The organism is Ruminiclostridium cellobioparum subsp. termitidis CT1112 (genome assembly GCF_000350485.1).
GTDB lineage: Bacteria > Bacillota > Clostridia > Acetivibrionales > DSM-1351 > Ruminiclostridium > Ruminiclostridium termitidis.
The window spans coordinates 1-20,848 of sequence record NZ_AORV01000049.1 but is presented as its reverse complement, the minus strand read 5'-3'; the positions used below and the strand labels follow the sequence as shown (position 1 = coordinate 20,848).

Here is a 20,848-nt window from a genome sequence, read left to right as displayed (position 1 = left end):
CTGCCTCTTTACCTCTCAAGATCAAATTCCAGACTCTCCGCACCCTCTCCGAAGTTGATCATATCCCCGAATTTTTCAGTGAAGGCCGAACACCTGACCTCATTGCTGCCGCCCTGGGCCACGGCGGTAAAATAATTCTCGATTTCAGCCAGAAGCCTTTTTAAAACTGCGCTCCTGTGAATGAAACAGGGTTCGGGGTCAGAAAAAAATTCGATACTTTTATTAATTATCATCTGCTCCCTTATGGGAAGTGACGTAAATTTATATCTTCTGAGTACCTCTTTCCTTCCGTTTAAGAAAGAAATGTTTTTAACAGGCATTTGTCCACCCCGCTTTCCGTCAGCTGACAGCAATTAAAGATTGAAAAAGAGAAATAGTCCAAGCAGTAAAAAGACTATTATATTAACAAGTTTTATATAATGCATGTTTTTACGTATGAATTCAGATACATCCAGCAGTTCCCTGCCCTTGAACACGACCAGTGTTATAATTGCCAGGGGAGCTATAAAGGCCAGATTGTATTCGATAAAATATAGAAATGCCCTGATATTCAGCTCGGTATTGCTATGCAGAACATAGAGAATGGTTGTAAGATATATTTGCCCTGTGCACAGGAACTCGCCTATGGATGTCAATATTCCAAGCAGCAGGCTTATCCACAATAATGCGGCCGGATTGTCCACCTTGGCTGCGACTTTGATCCATTTATGATTCAAGCCTCTGATCCTGGCGGGCAGCTGCAGTCTGATCCTGTCGTAACGTTCACTTTTAGCGGCTGCAAAATCCATTGCATTAAGGCAGATAAAAATAGCCACAGCTGCAAGCATCAGTATTTTAACAACGCTCCCCAGCCACCCTGTATTTATACTCCCCAGAGTTTTAAACAACAGGGTTCCCAAAAGAAGATATGTTACAAACTTGCCGGCACAATAGAGCAGGCCCAATTTTATGACGTTGATATCCCTTGCAAGCAATAATGAAATGAAAAACAACAGCATTGACAGTGAGCAGGGTGTGAGTCCGTTTGCAAAGCCAACGGCAAATGTGCTTAAAGCCCTGAAACTGCTGAAATGCTGGAAAGCTTCATTACTGTCACTTTTAACCACTCCGGGCACTTTGAGAGCTCCGGGCTTTAAATCCAGCAGTTCCTTTTCAAATCGGGCTTTAATAGCCTTTTCACCTGAAATATATGTTTCCCCGAAGAAAACAACGGGCAAATCTTTTTCCTTTTCGGGGACATCATACTCTTTGAGATAGGTTTCAAGAAGGTTTAGATTCTCACCCTCGGCAGTATTGTATTTATATATGAGAAGATTAATGTTCTTTTCTTTAAGAACCGAAGAGCATCTGTCCGACACCCCTGCAAGATATTCTTCGGTATCATGGCAGGAGGAACAGGCAGAAATATAGAAATAGCTCACCTTGACTGTTTTGCTGCCGGCTTCTGCATATACAGGCTGCCGGAGAAAAGTGAATAATGACAGTAACAGATAAAAACACAGCCTTAAAACAGCCTTCTCATTGCGTCGAATTAAAACCATATCGGGCAGTCTCTCCTCTATCCATGTTTCAATATATCATTACTTTATATATCATCACTTTATGAGGATAGTGCATATATGACTAAAAATCAAGTTACGTTTGTTTAAGTATGGTACAAATTTTAAGAATTCTTTACAATGAGAGGGCCGATATCAAGGAATACTGCGTCTCACAGCTTTCATTTCGAAGAGCGGAATCCGAAATAAACGGCATTCCTGCTGCATACATTGCTGCAATTACCGCAGAGTATGCACTCGTCATTGTACATCTTGTCCTGTTTCACCATATTGCTTACACTGAGACTCATAGGACAATTTTTGTCACATATTTTGCAATCGATACATTTATCAGCATTACCCTCCAAATGGAGAGAAGGATATTTAAATTTATTTTTTATTTTGCTTCCTGCTATAACAAAGGGTGCGATCCAGCAAACAGCATGACAGTGTGAACGTCTTCCCAAAACAAAGGATATAATTATTACGAATGCTGCAACCGGTAAATATATCAAATAACCATAGACATTATTGACTGAAACGCCGTAATCGGTCAAATAAGTCGGTTCCAGGGTGCTTATACCTCCCGCGGTTATAAAACCTGCCGCTATTGACAGTACCCACGGAATCCATATCATATATTTGATAACATTAATTTTTGAACTTACGGGCTTATTATTTACTTTACTGCAGCAATCCTGTAAACTGCCTGCCGGACAAATCCAGCCGCAAAAAGCCCTTCCGAAAAACAATGAAGTCACAAACAGGCTTGAAAACAGCAAAAAGCTGCCGGAGGCTATACCTTCAAAGCTTCCTGATACAATTAAATAGGGAGACAGGTAGTTGATAGTAACAGGGAACAGTATCAGGGAAATTAACAGTAATGCATTTCTGGTCTTTTGCAGTTTCATGGTTTTACCCTCCAATCACGATTCTTAATCTATTCTTTTTGATATCTGGCCTCAAGCAGATTTACAGCTTCATCAGCCCATTGGACATAGGCCTGGAATATCTTTTCACCAAATAAAACCGTCAGATAATAAAAAAGATGCTCCTCCTCCCTGTCCATAACCTCTTCCAAATTTCTCTTAAACATGTCCATCAGCTTGAGTGTCTCAAGTTGTCTGACCTTAAATGCTTCTATCCTCTCCTTGTTTTCCTCAAAGGAAACCGCATGCCCGAAGAAGAGCTTCACCAGTATCTCATATTTGGTATATTCCTTTTGTACAGGAGTTTTCAGCCACTCTTTCAAAACCTCTCTGCCCTGGTGAGTTATGGAGTACAGGTTTTTTTCGGGACCCCCGGAACTCTCGCTGGTTCGTTTGGTAACCAACCGGTCTGCTACAAGCCTTGAAAGTGTGGGATAAATCTGCCCGTATCCAATATCCCAGAAAAAGCTTATCTGATGATCGATTCGCTTTTTTATATCATAACCGCTCAAGTCTTCATGGCTCAACAATCCCAGAATAATATAAACAGTGGTATTTTCTTTTGGCATATTGACCTCCTAAGCCGTGTTATGGCTTTGAACCGCATAGCGGCCACAAAATAATAATGAAATGCACACAAAACTATATCAACTTGATTTAGTTTTATTATATCAAGTTGATATACATATGTCAATTTTTGCTGAGATGGTAACATTACACCGGCTCATAAAATAATATGTTATGTAGGTATATAAACTATAAAACTATATTATTGTGAAAGGAAGGAATATCAATGCCTCCTATAGTTTTAACCGCTGCCCACAACACATTTATCTCGTCGGCGCAGCCAAGTAATATTTTTTCTTTCTACCCGCTGCTTTACGCAGGTAAAGATGAACTGTTCGGAACTTGCACAAGTTTACTGAAATTCGACTTTACAACAGTAGCTACAAATTCTGTAGACCGTGCTATTCTGCAATTGAGCGTTATGGTAAAAACAGAAGAAGATAAAAGTTCAATAGTTGTCAACAGATTGACCGGATCTTTTGACGCTAACTACGTTACATATGACAGAAAACCCGGGATGGTTGCAACCCCGCTGGAATTCAAAATAACCTCGGAAGACTTGAATAAAACAGTACAAATTGATGTAACCCAGCTTGTAAACGACTGGTTGGGAGGAGTATATGAGAACCACGGAATTGCATTGACAAATCCGGACGGCGTATCCCTGGTAGAGTTCGGAAGCGGCAGAATAGGCTGGGAACCCTATTTCCCAAAACTATTTCTGAATTACGACGGCCCTGAGACCGATAATTCCAATGGCTACAGTTCCGGAATTAAGGGTGTGGTTCCTCAAGCCGATATCCCTCTCAACGAAAAAGGCTTCATGCAGGGAGTATCCTATATCGACGGGAGTGATTCCATAACTGTGGAAGAAGACGGTGCCTATGCATTATGGTTCACGGTGGCCAACCCGTCCCAGAATCAATTTGCTCTATTCCAGAATGACACTTTAATTACCGGAAGCATTTATGGTATGGATTTAGAGTCGGATTTAACGGATATAGGCATGTCGGTTATAAATGCAAAGGCCGGAGACAAATTAACGGTAAGATATCGTGATACTGCTCAACCTGTGCCCTTGAGCAATAAATCCGAAGAAGCTGAAACCGGCACGACCGCCCTGATTTTTGTCTGGAAATTCAACCTTCCGAATAAATCTTCGGGTAAGTCAGCAGCTAAAGCTCCAGAAAAATCCGGAGAAAAATCTGCCGTTAAATCTTCAGCATCCCCGAATACGGCCGTCCAGGTAAAATCTGAAGATTCGTCAGCCCTCAAAAATGTATACGTAGAGGCCGGAGCCGCCAACGGAGACGGAAGCAGTTCACGTCCGTTCGGAACAATTGAGCAGGCGCTGTCAGTGGTGGAATCAGGCGGAACCATTCATATTAAAGGAACTTTTCAAACCGTGAGCACAATAAATATTACCAAGGTGGGAGTAACTCTGCTGGGGGAGGACGATCCACAGATTATTGCGGCCAGTGACTCCATACCGGTAATCATTACCGTACCTGTTGTGACTTTGAATGGAATATCAATTACCAGTACTCACAACTATCCGACAGAGCTGATCAGAATTATGGCCAGTGAAGCCAGAATTCTCAACTGTACCCTGACGGGGCCGGGTAAAACCGAAACTGCTAAATTACTTGCCGGAATTTCAACCGTTGAGGAAAGAGCAAACAATTATATTATTAAAAACAACAAAATCTCATCCCTGGATACCGGTATTCAACTGCTGGAATCCTCCCAGGGAGAAGTTGTCGGAAATAATATATCGGACACCAGATGCGGAATATTCGTTGACGGAGGAAATGCAAATGTAGCGGAAAACACCTGGCAGGGACTTCCCAATGACGCCGACATCGTCCTTACGGCACAGACTCCTGCCGGCCCTCCGCATTATGATGCCGGCGAACTCTCGTGGGCAAATAATAATGCTGCAGTAACAGATAAAAGAGCGCAGTAATACACCATTAATAACAAATAATGCCTGACACTGCCGGCAAAACACGTTTATGTTTCGCCGGCAGTGTCAGGCAGTTCCTTTTAGCAGGGTTTTATGATTTTAAAAGCCCTACTCTTACCTCTCATAATAGGTATAGCCGCGAAGGCCGTTATCATACGCCCTCATGATTTCAGGTCTTTCACTGGCACATATCAGACCGTTGCGGATAGCATCCTCTGCTTTTTCACGGAAGCTGACAAGCATATCCTTGGGGTCAAATTCAACATAGGACAGAACATCAGATACACTGTCTCCATGAATTTCCTTGACCAGGTCATAGGTTCCGTCACCATTTATCCTGACGCTGACTACATTTGTATCACCAAACAGATTGTGAAGATCTCCCAGTGTCTCCTGGTATGCACCTACAAGGAATACACCCAGGTAGTAATCCTCATTGTGTTTCATATCGTGCAAAGGCAAGGTATTCCTGACATCGTGCAGATCAATGAAGTGATCTATCTTTCCGTCACAGTCGCAGGTGATGTCGGCAATGACAGCATTGCGTTTTGGCAATTCAAGCAGCCTGTGAAGAGGCATGATTGGGAACAGCTGATCTATTGCCCAACTGTCGGGAATTGATTGGAACACTGAAAAATTACAATAGTATATATCGGCTATTGCACTTTCAATATCTTCCAGATCGGGCGGGGCATTTTTCAGTTTCTGCTTTTCCTTTGCAATCTGGTTTATGGTGTTCCAGAATATCTTCTCGGAGAAAGCACGTTCTCTGAGGCTCAGCCTGCCATGCTTGAACATGTCTCGAATTTCATCGCGGTAGTAAAGAGCATCATTGTAACACTCCTGAATATTTTTCTGTGTAATATTTTTATTGACATCAAACAGGTTCTTTATCTGCTCAGAAGTATTTTCATCCAGTTTATCGGGTATTTCGTGCTCCTCAAACTTTTCGACGTCAAGGACATTAAACAGCAACACCGAATAATATGCAACCGTGGTTCTTCCCGACTCGGTCACAATTATGGGATGCGGTATGTCAGTCAGGTCCAGGGTGGTCATAACAGCTTCGACTATGTCGGTGCAATACTCTTCGACAGTATAGTTACGGCTGCAGGTATAATTTGTGTTGGAGCCGTCATAATCAACTGCCAGTCCTCCGCCCAGATCCAGATAACCCATGGGCGCACCCTCTTTTACAAGCTCAGCATAAACACGGGCAGCCTCAAGGACGGCCGAACGGATATCCCTGATATTGGGTATCTGAGAACCCAGATGATAGTGGAGAAGCTTGAGTGAATCCAGCATGTTTTTTTCTTTCAGCTCATCCACCATTGCTATAACCTGTGACATATTCAATCCGAATATGCTGCGGTCTCCTCCCGATTCGGTCCAATGTCCGCCCGCCTTTGCAGACAGCTTTATCCTTATGCCTATATTGGGCTTTATACCCAGGGCCTTTGACCTCTCCAATACAATTTCCAGTTCACCGGGAATTTCTATGACAAAGAAGCATTTAAAGCCCATCTTGACGGCATATAGTCCCAGGTCGACAAACTCTTCATCCTTGTAACCGTTACAGATCAGACAGGCTTCCTTGTCCTTTATAACCGACAGTGCAGCAACCAGCTCGGCCTTGCTTCCCACCTCAAGGCCATGGTGATAACGCTGACCGAATTTGGTCACTTCCTCCACAACCTGCTGCTGCTGATTGACCTTTATAGGATAAACTCCCCTGTAAGCCCCCTTATAATTGAGCTTCTTCATTGCATCACTGAAAGAATTGTTCAGGAAAGAAATCTGTGAGTCCAATAAATTCTCGAAACGCAATAACACAGGCATATCCAGTCCACGTTCACGCACACCTGAAATAATATTCATAAGGCTGACTGCAGCCGATTCATTTTCCTTATATGGGTTTACAAGAACCTCTCCATTATCTGAAATGGAAAAATATCCGTTACCCCAGTTTTTTATACCGTAAAGCTCCTCAGACTTTTCTTTGGTCCATCTACCTAAAAGTTCTGCCTTGTTCATATCCGCTTCCTTTCATTAAATAGAGTCCATAAATCCACCCGCGCATAAATACGATGGATTTCTTTCATTCAAACCTTGCGCTTCCAAGGCTTTCCACTTAAGTTATGAATAATTATAAACTATTCAAAGCAGACAATAACACATGCAAAACCTAATGTCAATAACTATAAACAAAAGGTAAATTTTATATATTTACAGAACTTTCTGAATATTGTAAACATTGCTCAAAACCAGCCAGTTTTGCGGGAAGAAATTCATTATTGTCCAATAACTGACCCCTCCCAGTCTGAATTCGTTTGCCAGAGACAACTTGGCAAGTATGCTCCTCGCATCTTCAAACCATACAACATGCTGTCTTCGGTTGTCATCATAGTAATAGAAAAACGGAGCCTGGGATTCTTCATCGTACTGGATTTCGGCGCCCCTTCTTCTGGCAAGGTCCACAGCTCCCGTATTTGTCACCGTTCTGGCAGCAGTTCCCGGCTGATATGGCAGTGTCCAGTCATAGCCGTAATTCGACATGCCCATGAATATCTTTTCCCTTGGAATGGCAGTAACTGCATAATCAAGCACTCTTCTGATACCCGGTATTGGGGAGACTGCCATAGGAGCACTATAGGTGAAGCCCCATTCATAGGTCATAATAATTACATGGTCCGCAAGGGCTCCGTGTACGGGATAGTCATGCGCTTCGTAGAGTTTGCCCACCTGCCCGGCCGAGGTTTTTGGCGCCAGTGCCGTAGTAACCGAAAAGCCAAGCGGCCTGAGTGTATTAACGGCCTTTCTCAGAAAATTGTTATAGTTTTCTCTGTCATCGGGATAAATGTACTCAAAATCTATATCCAGCCCGAAATAATTTTTGTCCCGCATGTTGCTGATGGCATTGTCCAGAAGGGTGTTTTGAACCTCCTCACTGGTCAGTATTGCACGGGCGATATCACTGTTAAAACCGCCCGTTTCCCCCAGATTTGTAATAACCATCAAAGGTGCCACTCCGGCAGCCCTGGCCGCATTTATAAGGGGTTCATCGTCTATGCCTCTCATGCTGCCGTCGGCCCTTACCTGATAGCTGAAAATACTTAAATAAGTGAGATAGGGCAGGGTTCTCCTGAGAACGTCCCGGTTGATATTGGGGAAAGTATAGCCGTTTACCTGTATATTCCCGAAATTAATGGTTCTGGGAGGGATAACTATGGTCTGACCGGCTGCAATCTGTGAAGGGTTGGTAATCTGAGGATTTGCCTGAAGTATTTCATTCACGCCGATTCTGTACATGGCAGCAATGGAATACAGGGATTGTCCGGGAGCCACCACATGCCTGCGGGTTCCCTCAAGTATGACCAAAGTTTGTCCTATTACCAGCTGCGCAGGATTTGTAAGCTCATTGTCGGAAATTATTTTTTGCGGAGAGACATTATATCTGCGTGCAATGGTATAGATACTGTCTCCGCGGCGTACAACATGTATTCTCAAATAAATCACTCTTTCCTTTTTTTCTAAAGGATTTGCAAATAAGTGCAGCATCCCCTTACAATATATGCCGGTTTACCATAATGAGTTACGGCCAAGAAAAGGTGATTAAGATAACTAAAGTGATTTTGCTTTATCTTTGTAATTTTTTAGAATCAACAGGTAACTTCCGCACTAACTTCATAAAATAAGGGCGCACCCAAAACAATTACGAAAATTGTATCGCCTCATTTAAAGTGGTTATTGCCGTCGCTCAAACTCGACATCCTGTCTCGATTTGAAGCTCAAAGCAGCGTCCTGCTGCTTTGCCGGCAAAACCGCTTTACCTTCGTCGACAATTTAGCGTAATTGTTTTTAACCGTGCATCTTATTTTATGAAGTTGTCCTCACGTTACCAGTTGATTTAAAATAATCTGTCTGTAAAGCAAACAAAATCTTAATGTCTTTAATCTGTGATATTTTCACCCTATAGCCAATAGCTGAGGCAGCTATAGTTCTGGGGCTTTCAGAATTCCCTTGTAAAGATGTCGCTGCGCTCCAGAAGGCTTTCGATTGTATCAAAGCCAAGCCGGTGCAGCAGATCTATGACATATGGATTGTCGATGGGTGTGGAATATAACGCCTGGCTGCCGTAGGCTATGACATTTTTTCTGCCGTCCTCCCGGTTCAGAATGGCCTTGGGGCCTCCGACACAGCCTCCCACACAGCCCATGCCCTCCAGGAAATTCTCAGTTATCCGGCCCTCTTTAAGGGCTCCCAGCAGTTCTTTACAGGCAGGCATCCCATCGGCCTGCCTGGCTTTTACAGAAATCTTTCTGTGGGGATTGAGTCTCTCTACAGTGGTCTGGACAGCTTCGCTTACACCGCCTGTTCTGGCATATATCCTCCCCGCCTTTGAGGAATGATCCCTGGAATCCTCCTGCAGTCGGGCCGGATCAATACCAGCCGCCTCAAATATATCCTGGACCTCCTGAAAAGTAAGTACGAAATCCACAGCATCGGCTATATCCTTTTCGCGGGCTTCTGCCTTCTTTGCAATGCAGGGCCCGATAAATACCGTTACTGCATTGGGTTCCAGAAGTTTAATGGACCGCCCGCAGGCTATCATGGGCGATACCGAACCCGGAACGTGGGGAACATACTGGCTGTATACCCGCCTTATCATAGCTATCCACATGGGACAGCAGCAGCTGGTAAGGAGAAAATCCTTTTCGTCAAGTATGTTCCGGTCAAACTCCAGCGCTTCCTTAAGTGTCAGAATATCGGCAAACAGCGCCACCTCCAGCATACCTGCAAAACCAAGACGCTTAAAGGCGCTCCTCAGCTTGCCCGGCGTGACCTCTTCACTGAACTGGCTTGTAAATGCCGGCGCTATCATTGCATATACAGGTCCCTGGGCATTGTTGACCGCATCCAGGGTTGGGAGTATATCCCTGCTCCCCACAAGTTTTTCAGCTTTACACCTGTCCACACAGCCCGAACAGCCCACACATTTCTCAACATTAATCGAAACATTTCCCTTTTCGTCTTTTTCAAGTGCGTCAAACAGGCATTTAGTGGGACAGTTCTTCCCGTCGTCGTCACAGCAGTCACAATCCCCAAGGCGCCATACAGGTCCGTAATCCTTCGGGTGCAAAAGGCAGTCCAGCTGGTGGGGATCAAAATCCTGCTTCCGTATCTCTTCAACTTCTTCCTCCACCCTGTTTTGAACAGCAGCTTTTACCAATCTGTTATATAAATCCTTAAAAGTTTGCATGGTCATCTCCATCAGTTTAACGGGTTTATTCCTCATATATCTCACATTGGTTTAACGGGTTGTGCCGGCGTAGATCTATTTCCTTTCCGGCATTAATTTATTTATACCGGCTGGAATCAGATTAAAACCAATATATCTTGATAGTATGCGAGGCCGGCATCCGTCAATGGGAAGCCCGGTTAGAAGAGCTTGCCCGAAATCCGTAGACTTACCAGAAGTACGTCATGCCGGCAAATTGACACGATGTCAATTTGAGCAACATACCGAGCCACGATGGCGAGTTGCTGCGACGGCTAGGACGTGCTTCTGGTAAGTCATACTATTTCAGGCAAGAACTTCGTGGGCAATCCATTGACGGATGTCAGACGGAAATACTATCAATTTTCACATTGTTTTAATCTGCTTCTCTTCGTTCATCAAAATAAATTTACAGCCGGAACGTAAATGTAATTCAAATTAACCGGCAACCTCTTTAAACCAATGTTAGTATATGTCTTTTCCGCCCAGCTTATAATCTGCAATGGATAACTTTCTGACAATATCAATGCCGTAGGGACATTCCGGAATACATTTTCCGCACCGGCTGCACTCATGTGCTTTGACGGCAAGCGCTCCATAGCGTTCCATGGCCAGCTCCCTGTTTCCGAACCAGAAACGGAGTCTTTCCTTCAGGGAATATTCGGCGGCATTGGTTACAATTCCATCGGCCATCTGTCTGTCGAAATACCCTTCGTATCTGAAAATTTCCTGAATTGGTATCCCTTCGGGACAGGCACATTTTCCGCACTGCCTGCAGACATAGTTTCCAAGCTCCGGGGCATTGGCATAAAGCTGCTCCATCTCGACTTTTGACATGGGAAAGAACTTTTCGGCAAATTCCAGATCGGTCTCAAGCATCTCCCTGTTATTGATACCTGCAACAATTACCGATGCGGGCTGGGTAAATGCATAGCGGAAGGCCGGCAATACCGATTTCCAGAGCAATCCGTCTCCAACCGGCTTCATAAGTATGATTGCAGTTTCCTTTTCAAGCGCCAGGGGTACCAGCACCTCTTCAATCTCGGGGAAATTAAACCTGTCATAATAGTTTATGGTAGTCATGACCGCATCAAAGTCGTACTCTTTCAATGCCCTGATCAATACATCGGGCTGCCCGTGCATTGAAATGCCGATATGCCTTATCCTTCCCTCACGCTTTGCCTGAAGAGCTCCCTCAAGAGCTCCGCCAGGCCCGAGGATGGTGTCCAGCTCGGACATTGTACCGACTGCATGCATTATAAAAAGGTCAACATGATCCGTTCTCAGATTCTTCAGACTTCTGTCAAGTGATTCCAGACATTTTGCTTTGGTTCTCTCCCCCGTCTTGGTGGCCAGAATGAATTCCTCTCTCCGGTGGGCCACTGACTGCCCAATCTTCCGCTCCGATTCGCCGTCACCATAACTGGCGGCAGTTTCTATGTAGTTTCCTCCCTCATCAAGATACCTGTTGAGAAGATACTTTGCTTCGGCTACAGGTATTTCCAGCAGATGAAACCCGCCGAACCCCAGAATTGACGTTTCCAGCCCGGTCTTGCCAAACTTCCTTTTTTCCATATTAACCTCCATGAGCCACAATAGCGGCCACAAAATAGTAATGAATAAAACAATATTTATTTTTTATCAGGCTTCTTCAAGTACTTCTCAAAACCGTCGCTGTACTTTATGCTGCCGTCCTTAAATACCCACATGGCTTCTACATCAGGCATGGAATTTATATATTCCAGCGCCTTGTCAAAGGGAAGTATGAACGCTGCCTTTGCTGTGGCATCCGCCACTCCCGAATCCTTGCAGAGAATGGTTGCCTGCAGATAATTGTCGGCCGGGTACAGGGTGTCGGGGTCAATGATGTGGTGATAGCTCTTTCCGTTGACAATGTAGTATCTTTCATAAACTCCGCTGGAAACCAGGGACATATCGGATATATATACAATATCCAGCGTATTTTTATCACTTTCCTTGTCAGGATTCTGGACACCCACATTCCACATCTCCTGTTGGGAGCCCTTGCTGCCAATGGCCCTGACATTGCCTCCGACACTTATCAGCCCTGAAGTAAAGCCGTTTTTAGCAGCATTCAGGCAGACCTGTTCGGTGGCATACCCCTTGCCGACTCCGCCCACATCCAGACTCATTTTGGGATCTTCAAGAAAAACCGTAGAATTGGCTTCATCAATTATTACCTTGTTTATATCTGTATGCTTTTTTGCTTCCTTAAGTTCTTCCATATTGGGCAGGGTTGCATTGGCTTCATCCGCCAGGCCCTCTTCCCTGTGCTTGTGCCATATTTTAAGAACCGCCCCCAGGGCTATATTCAATTTTCCGTCTGTATTTTCATACCACTTCTTTGAAAAAAGAAGCAGGTCGATTATTTTCCTGTCAACTTTTACAGGCTTTATGCCTGCATTCTCATTTATGGTTTTGATATTGTTAATACCGGGATAATCATTGTATATGTCATACAGCTGATGATACTCCTTGAGTGTGTCATATACCAGCTGGGATTGTTTTGTAAACTCTTCCTTACTGTCGGAATAGGCTACAATCTGTGTCACAGTATCAAACAGTTCCAGGAACTGTGCCTCATATCGCTTCTTTTCAGGTTTTCCGCAGGAGGTTATGTTAAAAGCCGTTGCCAGTAATAATATTATTGCGATAATCTTTTTAGACAAATTCTCACCTCAAATGGTTAGAGAGGTAGTTTGAACAACTACCTCCCATTGTTTATAAAATACTATACTTATCTTATAATGCTATTTTAGATTTTACAACTTAAATAATTTTTATTACTATTTAGCAGATTTTGAGGCTTTTTCAATAACGCTTGTAAAGTCGGAGATGTGAACTGTAACCGAACTTGTCAATTCAGCGGCTGTTGCAACACCTTCTTCGTTTACTGCTATGCCCTTAACTTCGTCAACTGTTTTTCCAACAACATATTTGGAGAAGGCATCGGCCTGTTCAGACCATTCCTTGCCGATCTTTGATGCCTTTTTCATTCCATAGGCCTCACCCAGCTCATCCTTTGTCTGTAATTGAGCTTTTAAGTCGGAAGTGATCTTTCCTTCTTTTGAGAAATTGACATTTGACTGTGATGCATCTATAACGCAGCTTGTTATTTTTCCTGACGCATCAAAAGTAGTTGCAGTGTAGTTTGAGTAAGCCTGAGCCAGACCATCATTTTCACCCGCATCCTTTGAACCGGAAATACTTGTTACTATTGCAAGGCCCAGTTTGTCACCGGCTTTTGCACCTAAATCCTTGGCATTGTTGACGGCCTTTTCGACAGCAGCTACATAATCAGAGATATGTATTGTCACAGATGTTGATAATTCAGCATCTGTAGTAATACCTTCCTGATTTACAGCAATACCCTTGATTTCTGCAACTGTCTTTCCAACTGCATAGTCAGCAAAGGCATTTGCCTGTTCAAACCATTCCTTGCCAATCTTTGAAGCCTTTTTCATACCGTAATCCGCACCGAGTTCCTGTTTGGATTTGTATTCTGCTTTAAGGTCTGAAAGTACTTTACCTTCTTTGGAAAAATTGATTTTTGTCTGGGCAGTATCAATAGCACACTTCACTATTTTGCCGTCCTTATCTACGGCTACTGCGACGGCAACGGAATCAACTTCTGCCAGTCCGTCCTTCTCTCCGGCATCAGTGGAGCTTCCGGCAGTAGATATAACTGCAAGTCCGGTCTTGACCGCATCACCTGTGCCCTGTTCGGTATTTGATGTTGTACCCGGTGCAGTACTTGCTGCACTGTCGGTATCTGTGCCTGGTTGAGTTGCTGTTGATCCGCAGCCTGTTACAAAAGTAACGGCAAGAACCAAAACCAGTACAAGTGAAAGTAATTTTTTCATAGTAGTTCCTCCAAATAGATTAATTTGTTTTATTTATTTGAAACCAGCCTGTTAAAAGCCGGTAAAATAAATCTTAAGAGAGTTGAGGTTGCTATTCCGGCAACCACGCCAGAGATTAAAAGTACGGGAAGATATACCCATAGATACATATTGTTGTAAATAAACGATACAACAATAAACTGTCCCACGTTATGCATTATTGAACCAAATATGCTCAAAGCCAGATAGGATATCCTGTCTTTAAAAACAAATATCAGCAATGACATTACAAGGACAGAAAGCACTCCTCCGCTGAAACTTAAAAGTCCGGCTATAGGACCCCTGGTCATCACCACAAACAGGCCTTTTAAAACAGCTATTGCAAAAGCCGGTTTCTTATCCAGAAAAAACAATGCATACATAACAGCTATATTTGAAAGCCCCAGCTTTATTCCGGGAACCGGAACCAACAAGCTTAAGGAGGGCAGCGAGTTTTCAACAACTGAAAGTACCAATGCCACGGCAAAAAGTAATGCAGTTAAAACCAGAAGCTTTGTTTTTGAAAGATTGCTTTTTATTGAATTCATCTTCAGCCGTTACCCTCTCTGCAGCAGTATATAATGAGCAGTAAATGCCTGCCCCCTTTTCACGGATTTGGTAATTTCATTAACCTATAATATCAATATCCTGTTCTTCATGTCCATCCTGCGGGACGATTTTAAGGAAAATTTCATTTGGCAGACAGGCGGCTGTCTGGCCTACCGTATTCAGTTTCCCTGTTTTTATACATATTTTATCGGGGCAATCGGAATGTTCAAAGGAAATATTTCCGTCAGGATCAAGATGAAATATTACATTCTTGTTCTGCGGTATGGAGAAATGAACATCCTTCCCCTTTGTAAGATCTATTGATTCAATCAGCTGTGTCTTATAGTATATTTCAGCCCTGGCAGGCTTTTCAGCAAAATTGAACTTATATATGAACATAGATAATATACCAATTAAAACAATTGTCAAAACAAGTATGATGTCACTTTTTTTGAAAAACTTCATGTAACCCTCCGTTCTGGTTAAGACTGGTGTTAATTATTTAACCAAGTCAATTACAATCTTCCCAAAGCTGCCGGTTTGAGTTTAAGGCTGCAGAGGCTTAACAGTAATTGACTTTATAGCCCTAAAATAATCCCGAAATAAAAATCGTCAAAGTTAGGGAGGCCATAATAATTATATAATTTTTAATAGAACAGATAAAAGTTTTTTCCTTATCCTGAAGTTTAAAAAATTCCTTAATATTTTTTTGAACTATTACCAGAGTAAGCAGAGTTATCAGACATATGGGCGAAATAACCTTTAGGCATACCAGCAGTACAACAGCTGCATAGGGGATATAATACAAGGCTGCAAACAAATACAGAGCAGGCTTTCTTCCCAGATAGTACGGAAGGGTATAACGCATAACGGCTATGTCCTTATCCACGTCACAAATATTGTTGGCAAGCATTATATTCGCGGTAGTACAGGCAGGAGCTACCGCAAGCAACAATATGGTTACAACCGGCATTACGTTTATATTAAGACTTATGGTCTCCCATCCAGGCTTTAAAGTTAAATAAGTGCCCTGGGGCATATTGACATACAACAGGATTAAAGGTATCAGCACTCCGTAAAAAACTCCGGAAAATATCTCCCCCAAAGGCATTCTTGAAATGGGTACAGGCCCGAAGGTATAAAAAACGCCGCACAGAAAACATACCGCACCCAGCAGCAGCACTACCACATCGGTAAGATAGGCCAGATACAGGCCGGCACCTGCAGATATCCCGAATAATACATATATTATCAACAGAGCGGTCCCTCTTTTGAAGCCGAGGTTCTGATGATTGGTTTTAGAATCAATATAATTATTTATGGCTGTCGTAGTCAAATCAAAGACAAACATTGAAATGAAAAATATAAGTGTCAGTCTCCAATTAATAGGTTTTCCGGCATAGAAAATATAAGCTGCCGTTAATAGGAATGCAAAAATACTTGTTATCTTGGTTTTAATTTCGGTATAATTCAGTAATTTCAGAACCATTCATTCACCTGCATCATTCCGGCTTTAAATCAGGATTTTCCGTAAGCCTTATCAAGGACGTATATAAGCTTTGACCGTTTATCGGAAGAAATATCAAGCTGTTCTATCAACTTCATTGACTTATCATAATACCTTCCGGATATCCCGTGTGTGTAATCCAAACCGCCTGTCTGAGAAACAGCAGTATTTATTTCCTCTCTTGTAAGGCTGTTGCTCCGGGCTTTTTCCTTTAACCCCAGCATCTTCCGAAAGGCATATATCAGCGGCAGAGTTATAACCCCCTGCTGGTAATCGGACTGTACCGGTTTTTTTGCAACTTCCTCGGTTTTTTCAAAGTCCATGCAGTCATCCTGAATTTGAAAAATCATTCCGATATACCTTCCCAGGCGCATGTATTTATTTAAGGTCTTCTCTTCAAGCTCAGGGGTTCCTTCGGTTTTCTGCGAATCGTAATTGCTGAGTACAGCCCCGGCACAGAAGGCTGCTTCAAACAAGGCAGCTGTTTTTCCCGATATTATCTTCAAATACTTAAAGGCCGATAAATCAAAAAAACCGTTATTGATATGCTGGTTTAATTCCCCCAGGCACACTCTGCTCACATAGTCAGGCATGTTCAGTTTGATATAATCTTCTCTGTTCGGAACCGAAGCAGCCATTTTCAAGGCAATACTAAGCAGGTAATCTCCGCAGATAACCGCAGTTTTTTTTCCGTACTTCTTCTGGAGGGTAACCCGGCCTCTCCTGATTCCGGCATCATCCATAACATCATCATGCACCAGTGTTGCCAGATGGAGCAGTTCAATAGCCGCAGCAAAACTGACGGCATTCGGATGGATCTTTCCTTCCCTGTTCTGAGCACATATGAGCAGTGAGACGGCCCTGATGTATTTGCCTGTCGAGGCCGTCAAATGCCCGGTATATTTACGGATAATAACGGGAGCAGCGGACAATGCATTGTTTACTTTTTCCTTCACCAGTTCCAGTGCCCCGTCATAAACAATAAATTCAAGATCTTTATGTGGCATCATGTTTTCATTAGTCATTATAAATATACAACCTTTTCACAATAGGTAGTTTCTTCCATTGCTTTTTCAGGAACGGCATTGCGTAGTAATCCAGGCCAAATGTTCTTCCGGCACCGATAAGCACGGCTATTGCGGCAAATATCATCCAGAAGGTTCCCAGATAAAGTCCTGTTGTACATACAAACATAAACTGAAGTACCAAAGACAGCGCCGATGCAGGTGTTGTGAACAGACCGCCGATAAGTGCCAGACCTATCAGTATTTCTGCTATTACTATGAAGCCCTGCATGAATAACTGCATCGAATTGTTGTGGATAACAAACTTGTCCAGGAACCAGTTCATCAAAGGTACATCAATCCTAAAAGCGTAATCACTCAATGTGGAGTGGGCCAGGTCTTTGCCGCTTACAAAAATCAAACGGAATAAACCAAGAAAATCAAAATTCATTATAGCTGTTCCTATGGATTTTACAGCTTCCTGCACCGTACCGTCTGTTGCGGCACCTGTCGCGGCAGTAACTGCATCAACTGCAGCCTTGACTGTACTTTCGGCGGCACCTGTGCTTGTAGCTGCACTTACAGCGTCAACAGCCGCTTTCACGGTACTTTCGGCAACACCCGTACTGGTGGCCGAACTTACGGCATCCACTGCACCCTGACTTCCGGCAGCTGCGGCAGTTGAGGTTGCTAGAATGCTGTTGTACCAGGAGGTAGCTCCTCCGAAAAATCCGGTAAGCTTCGGTGCGGTCAGCCAGCCTTCAACCACTTTCATAATCCCTTCAAAGAGCCATACGGCACCCAGCCAGACTCTCAGGGCAACCATCAGGAAGCTTGGTGTTCTGTTGGAAAAATGCCCGCCCACAAAACTTCTGCAATTTCTGATTGTAAAAAACTCATGTTTAATGTAGCTGAATATTTTATTCCAGCCCAATACCTGTATAAAATAAATAATATTGATAAAGTGTTTTGCAAACATTGCAAAAAAGGATGGCAGGTTGAACATGTGATTTGGCAGACCAACTCTTGCAACTCCATACCGTCCGCCTACACATACCATTACACCGTGGAAGGATGGCTTGTAAACCTCCATCTCCCCTTTTCCTGTAATTGCACAATATATATTATTCGCACATGTTGCCGCACTATGCTCACAATTTTCTACCATCTGGGGAACAGGTCTTTCTTCTCCTTCAGGAATGTAGAACATGTTGTCACCTACGACATAAACGCGCTCATCATTTAACGATCTGAGGAAAGAATCGGTTTTAATGCGTCCTCTGTTGACCGATTCAAGATTTTTAGACGCTTCATTGGTAATATCGGAACCTTCGATACCGGCGGTCCAGATAACTGTTCCGGCTGTATATCTTATACATTGGCTGTTCTTCTTAACTTCAATGAAGTCTTCTCCAACGCCGCAAACTCCGGAATTCAGCATCAGCTTTACACCCATTTTTTCCAGGCGCGCTTCAACCTTTGCAGACAGCTTTTCAGGCAATATCGGCACCGCCCTTTGCAGAACATCAACATTTACCATCTCTACAAATTCTCTGTCTATTTCGTATTTTTCGCAGAGGAAAGGAACATATTCGGCAAGTTCACCAACCATTTCCACACCGGTGAATCCGGCTCCTACCACATAAAAGGACAACAGCCTTCTCTTCTTTTCAGGATCTGTTTCAATTGCAGCCTGTCTGAAGCAGTTATGAATATGATCCTTCAATTTTACCGCATCGTCATAGGACCAGAGCTTATGAGTATACTCTTCTGCACCGGGCACACCAAAAAAAGTCGGCTTTGAGCCGGCAGCAACAACCAGGTATTCATAATCATATTTGTTATTCTTACCGGTGACCCTGTGGTTATTAAAATCTATGGATTCGACTGTGTCAAGCACTACGTTTACTTTTCTGCCGGCGAACACTTTTTTAAGGCTTATTTTTATACTATCCTCGTCCACACGGTTTGCAGCAACCTCGTGCAATTCGGTAAGCATCGTATGGAAGGGATTCTTGTCAATGATTGTTATAGCTACGGTATCATCTTTTTTAAACTTTTTAGCTAGCTTCTTTGCTGTTAGTATTCCCGCATACCCAGCTCCGATAACCAAAATATTTTTTTTCATATTTTCCTCCAGCAGTATTATTCTGAATAATTACATTTTTCAACAAATTTCAACATTTACATGTTTATAATTTTAGCAAAAAAATTATAAACAATCAATAAGCTTGTTAAGTTTTTGACATGCAAATACATATAAAAATTATGGAAATAGTAATAATTGAGCAATAGTATAATTAATACCACCAATAACTCAATATAATCACTCTAAAAACAATTTTTTTCCATGTAAATGCATTCCACAACTTTGAGAACAAAATATCTAATAAACAGTATTCATTTGTATACCATTATATAACAAAACACCCTACTTTATCAAATATCAATCTGATATTTAACATCGAAAGCGGCAAACTATTATTTATATGAATTTTCAGTGACTTTGCAGACTATAAAACAAAAGAAAACCTGTCCAATCCTGGGACGGTTTTCAATGAATAAATGCCAGACCTGCCAACCTCAATAAATTGCAGGCTCCATTAAAAAGTACACGCCTTGAAATTGTGGTGAACTGTAAAATTTCGGCATGTACTTTGTGAGCAATGTATATAAAGATGTCCTGATTATACCTGTTTTTTAGGGACAGCTATCATTATCATGTTTCTTCCTTCGAGTTTTGGAAGCTTATCGATAGTTCCAAACTCTTTGACTGCATCAGCGAACTTTTCCAGTACTTCTTTTCCTGCACCGGTATATCTCATTTCTCTTCCCCGGAATCTTATTGATACTTTGACTTTATCTCCGTTCTGTAGAAATTTCAAGGCGCTCTTCAATTTTACCTCAAAGTCATGTTCTTCGATTCCGGCCGATAACCTTACTTCCTTTAAAGAAACAACCTTTTGGTTTTTCCTGGCTTCTTTTTCTTTTTTGGCCTGTTCAAAAACACTTTTGTTGTAATCTATTATTTTGCAGACCGGGGGTACGGCATTAGGCACTATTTTTACCAGATCGAGCTTTTTGGCAAAAGCCAGCTCCATTGCTGCTTTTGTCGGCATAATTCCCAGCATTGAGCCGTCGCTGTCAATGACACGAATTTCATTATCCTTTATTTCCTCATTTAATTGCAATTCATCTTTCTTAATAATATACACCTCTTTTTTATTTGTTTTTTTAAGTTTACAAAACATGTAAAATTTAAAAATTGGATATTCCACTTATATATTTTATCATATATTTTAAATTTTAACTAAAAAAGGAGAGTTGACACTCTCCTTTTGATTTTACCATCTGTTTCCGCCACCAAAGCTTCTATTTCCATTTCTGTTATTATTGCCTCTTTGCTGCTTTCGAGCTGCTCTGCAATCGGGACATCTTTGGGGCTCATTGTCAAAACCCTTTTCCTTGTAAAATGCTTGTTCATTTTCACTAAAAATGAATGTTGAGTTGCAATCTCTACATGTTATAGTCTTATCTGCCATATTCATATTACCTCCTTTAAATATTTGGATTCAGAATTCTCAGGCAAGCTTACCCCAACGATAATT

Annotated in this window: 18 protein-coding genes; 1 reads left to right on the top strand and 17 read right to left on the bottom strand. The window is 42.5% G+C overall.

Annotation, left to right across the window (positions count from 1 at the left end; all coding sequences use genetic code 11):
- Positions 1-8: 8 nt before the first annotated feature.
- The 4 genes from CTER_RS27115 to CTER_RS17920 form a co-directional block, all read right to left on the bottom strand.
- Positions 9-320, bottom strand: coding sequence for a hypothetical protein (locus tag CTER_RS27115; RefSeq protein WP_004627989.1), 312 nt, complete (start codon positions 318-320; stop codon positions 9-11).
- Between the two features lie 33 nt (positions 321-353).
- Positions 354-1,541: a cytochrome c biogenesis CcdA family protein gene (locus CTER_RS17930; RefSeq protein WP_004627980.1), complete on the bottom strand. Its 1,188-nt coding sequence runs from the start codon at positions 1,539-1,541 to the stop codon at positions 354-356.
- A gap of 179 nt (positions 1,542-1,720) precedes the next feature.
- Positions 1,721-2,449, bottom strand: coding sequence for a 4Fe-4S binding protein (locus CTER_RS17925; protein WP_004627899.1), 729 nt, complete (start codon positions 2,447-2,449; stop codon positions 1,721-1,723).
- Positions 2,450-2,478: 29 nt separating this feature from the next.
- Positions 2,479-3,036: a PadR family transcriptional regulator gene (locus CTER_RS17920; protein ID WP_004627890.1), complete on the bottom strand. Its 558-nt coding sequence runs from the start codon at positions 3,034-3,036 to the stop codon at positions 2,479-2,481.
- 224 nt (positions 3,037-3,260) lie between these two features.
- Here CTER_RS17920 and CTER_RS27110 point away from each other — a divergent pair, with 224 nt between their 5' ends.
- Positions 3,261-5,000: a DNRLRE domain-containing protein gene (locus tag CTER_RS27110; protein WP_004628004.1), complete on the top strand. Its 1,740-nt coding sequence runs from the start codon at positions 3,261-3,263 to the stop codon at positions 4,998-5,000.
- Positions 5,001-5,114: 114 nt separating this feature from the next.
- On the opposite strand, the gene speA is transcribed toward CTER_RS27110, so the two are convergent.
- From speA to CTER_RS27740, 13 genes are all read right to left on the bottom strand, one after another.
- On the bottom strand, positions 5,115-7,034 hold the full coding sequence (gene speA, locus CTER_RS17910; protein ID WP_004627983.1) for a biosynthetic arginine decarboxylase: 1,920 nt from the start codon (positions 7,032-7,034) through the stop codon (positions 5,115-5,117).
- 192 nt (positions 7,035-7,226) lie between these two features.
- A complete protein-coding gene (locus tag CTER_RS17905) occupies positions 7,227-8,507 on the bottom strand; it encodes a LysM peptidoglycan-binding domain-containing protein (protein WP_040761569.1) in 1,281 nt (426 codons plus the stop codon).
- A 502-nt stretch (positions 8,508-9,009) separates the two neighbouring features.
- On the bottom strand, positions 9,010-10,260 hold the full coding sequence (locus tag CTER_RS17900; RefSeq protein ID WP_004627876.1) for a [Fe-Fe] hydrogenase large subunit C-terminal domain-containing protein: 1,251 nt from the start codon (positions 10,258-10,260) through the stop codon (positions 9,010-9,012).
- A gap of 483 nt (positions 10,261-10,743) precedes the next feature.
- Positions 10,744-11,853, bottom strand: a complete 1,110-nt coding sequence (locus tag CTER_RS17895) for an aldo/keto reductase (RefSeq protein WP_004627984.1) — start codon at positions 11,851-11,853, stop codon at positions 10,744-10,746.
- 56 nt (positions 11,854-11,909) lie between these two features.
- Positions 11,910-12,968 (bottom strand): FAD:protein FMN transferase, encoded by a 1,059-nt coding sequence (locus CTER_RS17890; protein WP_004627999.1) that lies wholly within the window; start codon positions 12,966-12,968, stop codon positions 11,910-11,912.
- Between the two features lie 117 nt (positions 12,969-13,085).
- Positions 13,086-14,162 carry a hypothetical protein gene (locus CTER_RS17885; protein WP_004627968.1) on the bottom strand — a complete coding sequence of 359 codons (1,077 nt, stop codon included), beginning with the start codon at positions 14,160-14,162 and terminating at the stop codon, positions 13,086-13,088.
- A gap of 29 nt (positions 14,163-14,191) precedes the next feature.
- Positions 14,192-14,728, bottom strand: a complete 537-nt coding sequence (locus CTER_RS17880; protein ID WP_004627972.1) for a Gx transporter family protein — start codon at positions 14,726-14,728, stop codon at positions 14,192-14,194.
- A gap of 79 nt (positions 14,729-14,807) precedes the next feature.
- A complete protein-coding gene (locus tag CTER_RS17875; protein ID WP_004627990.1) occupies positions 14,808-15,194 on the bottom strand; it encodes a NusG domain II-containing protein in 387 nt (128 codons plus the stop codon).
- Between the two features lie 121 nt (positions 15,195-15,315).
- Entirely contained in the window at positions 15,316-16,218 is a 903-nt protein-coding gene (locus tag CTER_RS17870; RefSeq protein ID WP_004627936.1) for a UbiA family prenyltransferase, read from the bottom strand.
- A 29-nt stretch (positions 16,219-16,247) separates the two neighbouring features.
- Entirely contained in the window at positions 16,248-17,261 is a 1,014-nt protein-coding gene (locus CTER_RS17865; RefSeq protein WP_004627981.1) for a polyprenyl synthetase family protein, read from the bottom strand.
- The gene (locus CTER_RS17860; protein ID WP_004627976.1) at positions 17,254-19,368 is read right to left on the bottom strand and encodes an NAD(P)/FAD-dependent oxidoreductase; all 2,115 of its coding nucleotides are present in this window, start codon (positions 19,366-19,368) and stop codon (positions 17,254-17,256) included. The genes CTER_RS17865 and CTER_RS17860 overlap by 8 nt, the downstream gene beginning before the upstream one ends.
- 559 nt (positions 19,369-19,927) lie before the next feature.
- Positions 19,928-20,491 carry a translation initiation factor IF-3 gene (gene infC, locus CTER_RS17855; protein ID WP_004628006.1) on the bottom strand — a complete coding sequence of 188 codons (564 nt, stop codon included), beginning with the start codon at positions 20,489-20,491 and terminating at the stop codon, positions 19,928-19,930.
- Between the two features lie 93 nt (positions 20,492-20,584).
- Positions 20,585-20,782, bottom strand: coding sequence for a zinc-ribbon domain-containing protein (locus tag CTER_RS27740; protein WP_004627885.1), 198 nt, complete (start codon positions 20,780-20,782; stop codon positions 20,585-20,587).
- Between the last annotated feature and the right edge of the window lie 66 nt (positions 20,783-20,848).

What these genes read in the sequence shown, in the direction of transcription:
- CTER_RS27115 (WP_004627989.1), bottom strand. Translation starts at nt 320, where the DNA reads ATGCCTGTTAAAAACATTTCTTTCTTAAACGGAAGGAAAGAGGTACTC.
- CTER_RS17930 (WP_004627980.1), bottom strand. Translation starts at nt 1,541, where the DNA reads ATGGTTTTAATTCGACGCAATGAGAAGGCTGTTTTAAGGCTGTGTTTT.
- CTER_RS17925 (WP_004627899.1), bottom strand. Translation starts at nt 2,449, where the DNA reads ATGAAACTGCAAAAGACCAGAAATGCATTACTGTTAATTTCCCTGATA.
- CTER_RS17920 (WP_004627890.1), bottom strand. Translation starts at nt 3,036, where the DNA reads ATGCCAAAAGAAAATACCACTGTTTATATTATTCTGGGATTGTTGAGC.
- CTER_RS27110 (WP_004628004.1), top strand. Translation starts at nt 3,261, where the DNA reads ATGCCTCCTATAGTTTTAACCGCTGCCCACAACACATTTATCTCGTCG.
- speA (WP_004627983.1), bottom strand. Translation starts at nt 7,034, where the DNA reads ATGAACAAGGCAGAACTTTTAGGTAGATGGACCAAAGAAAAGTCTGAG.
- CTER_RS17900 (WP_004627876.1), bottom strand. Translation starts at nt 10,260, where the DNA reads ATGCAAACTTTTAAGGATTTATATAACAGATTGGTAAAAGCTGCTGTT.
- CTER_RS17895 (WP_004627984.1), bottom strand. Translation starts at nt 11,853, where the DNA reads ATGGAAAAAAGGAAGTTTGGCAAGACCGGGCTGGAAACGTCAATTCTG.
- CTER_RS17885 (WP_004627968.1), bottom strand. Translation starts at nt 14,162, where the DNA reads ATGAAAAAATTACTTTCACTTGTACTGGTTTTGGTTCTTGCCGTTACT.
- CTER_RS17880 (WP_004627972.1), bottom strand. Translation starts at nt 14,728, where the DNA reads ATGAATTCAATAAAAAGCAATCTTTCAAAAACAAAGCTTCTGGTTTTA.
- CTER_RS17875 (WP_004627990.1), bottom strand. Translation starts at nt 15,194, where the DNA reads ATGAAGTTTTTCAAAAAAAGTGACATCATACTTGTTTTGACAATTGTT.
- CTER_RS17870 (WP_004627936.1), bottom strand. Translation starts at nt 16,218, where the DNA reads ATGGTTCTGAAATTACTGAATTATACCGAAATTAAAACCAAGATAACA.
- CTER_RS17865 (WP_004627981.1), bottom strand. Translation starts at nt 17,261, where the DNA reads ATGACTAATGAAAACATGATGCCACATAAAGATCTTGAATTTATTGTT.
- CTER_RS17860 (WP_004627976.1), bottom strand. Translation starts at nt 19,368, where the DNA reads ATGAAAAAAAATATTTTGGTTATCGGAGCTGGGTATGCGGGAATACTA.
- infC (WP_004628006.1), bottom strand. Translation starts at nt 20,491, where the DNA reads ATGTTTTGTAAACTTAAAAAAACAAATAAAAAAGAGGTGTATATTATT.
- CTER_RS27740 (WP_004627885.1), bottom strand. Translation starts at nt 20,782, where the DNA reads ATGGCAGATAAGACTATAACATGTAGAGATTGCAACTCAACATTCATT.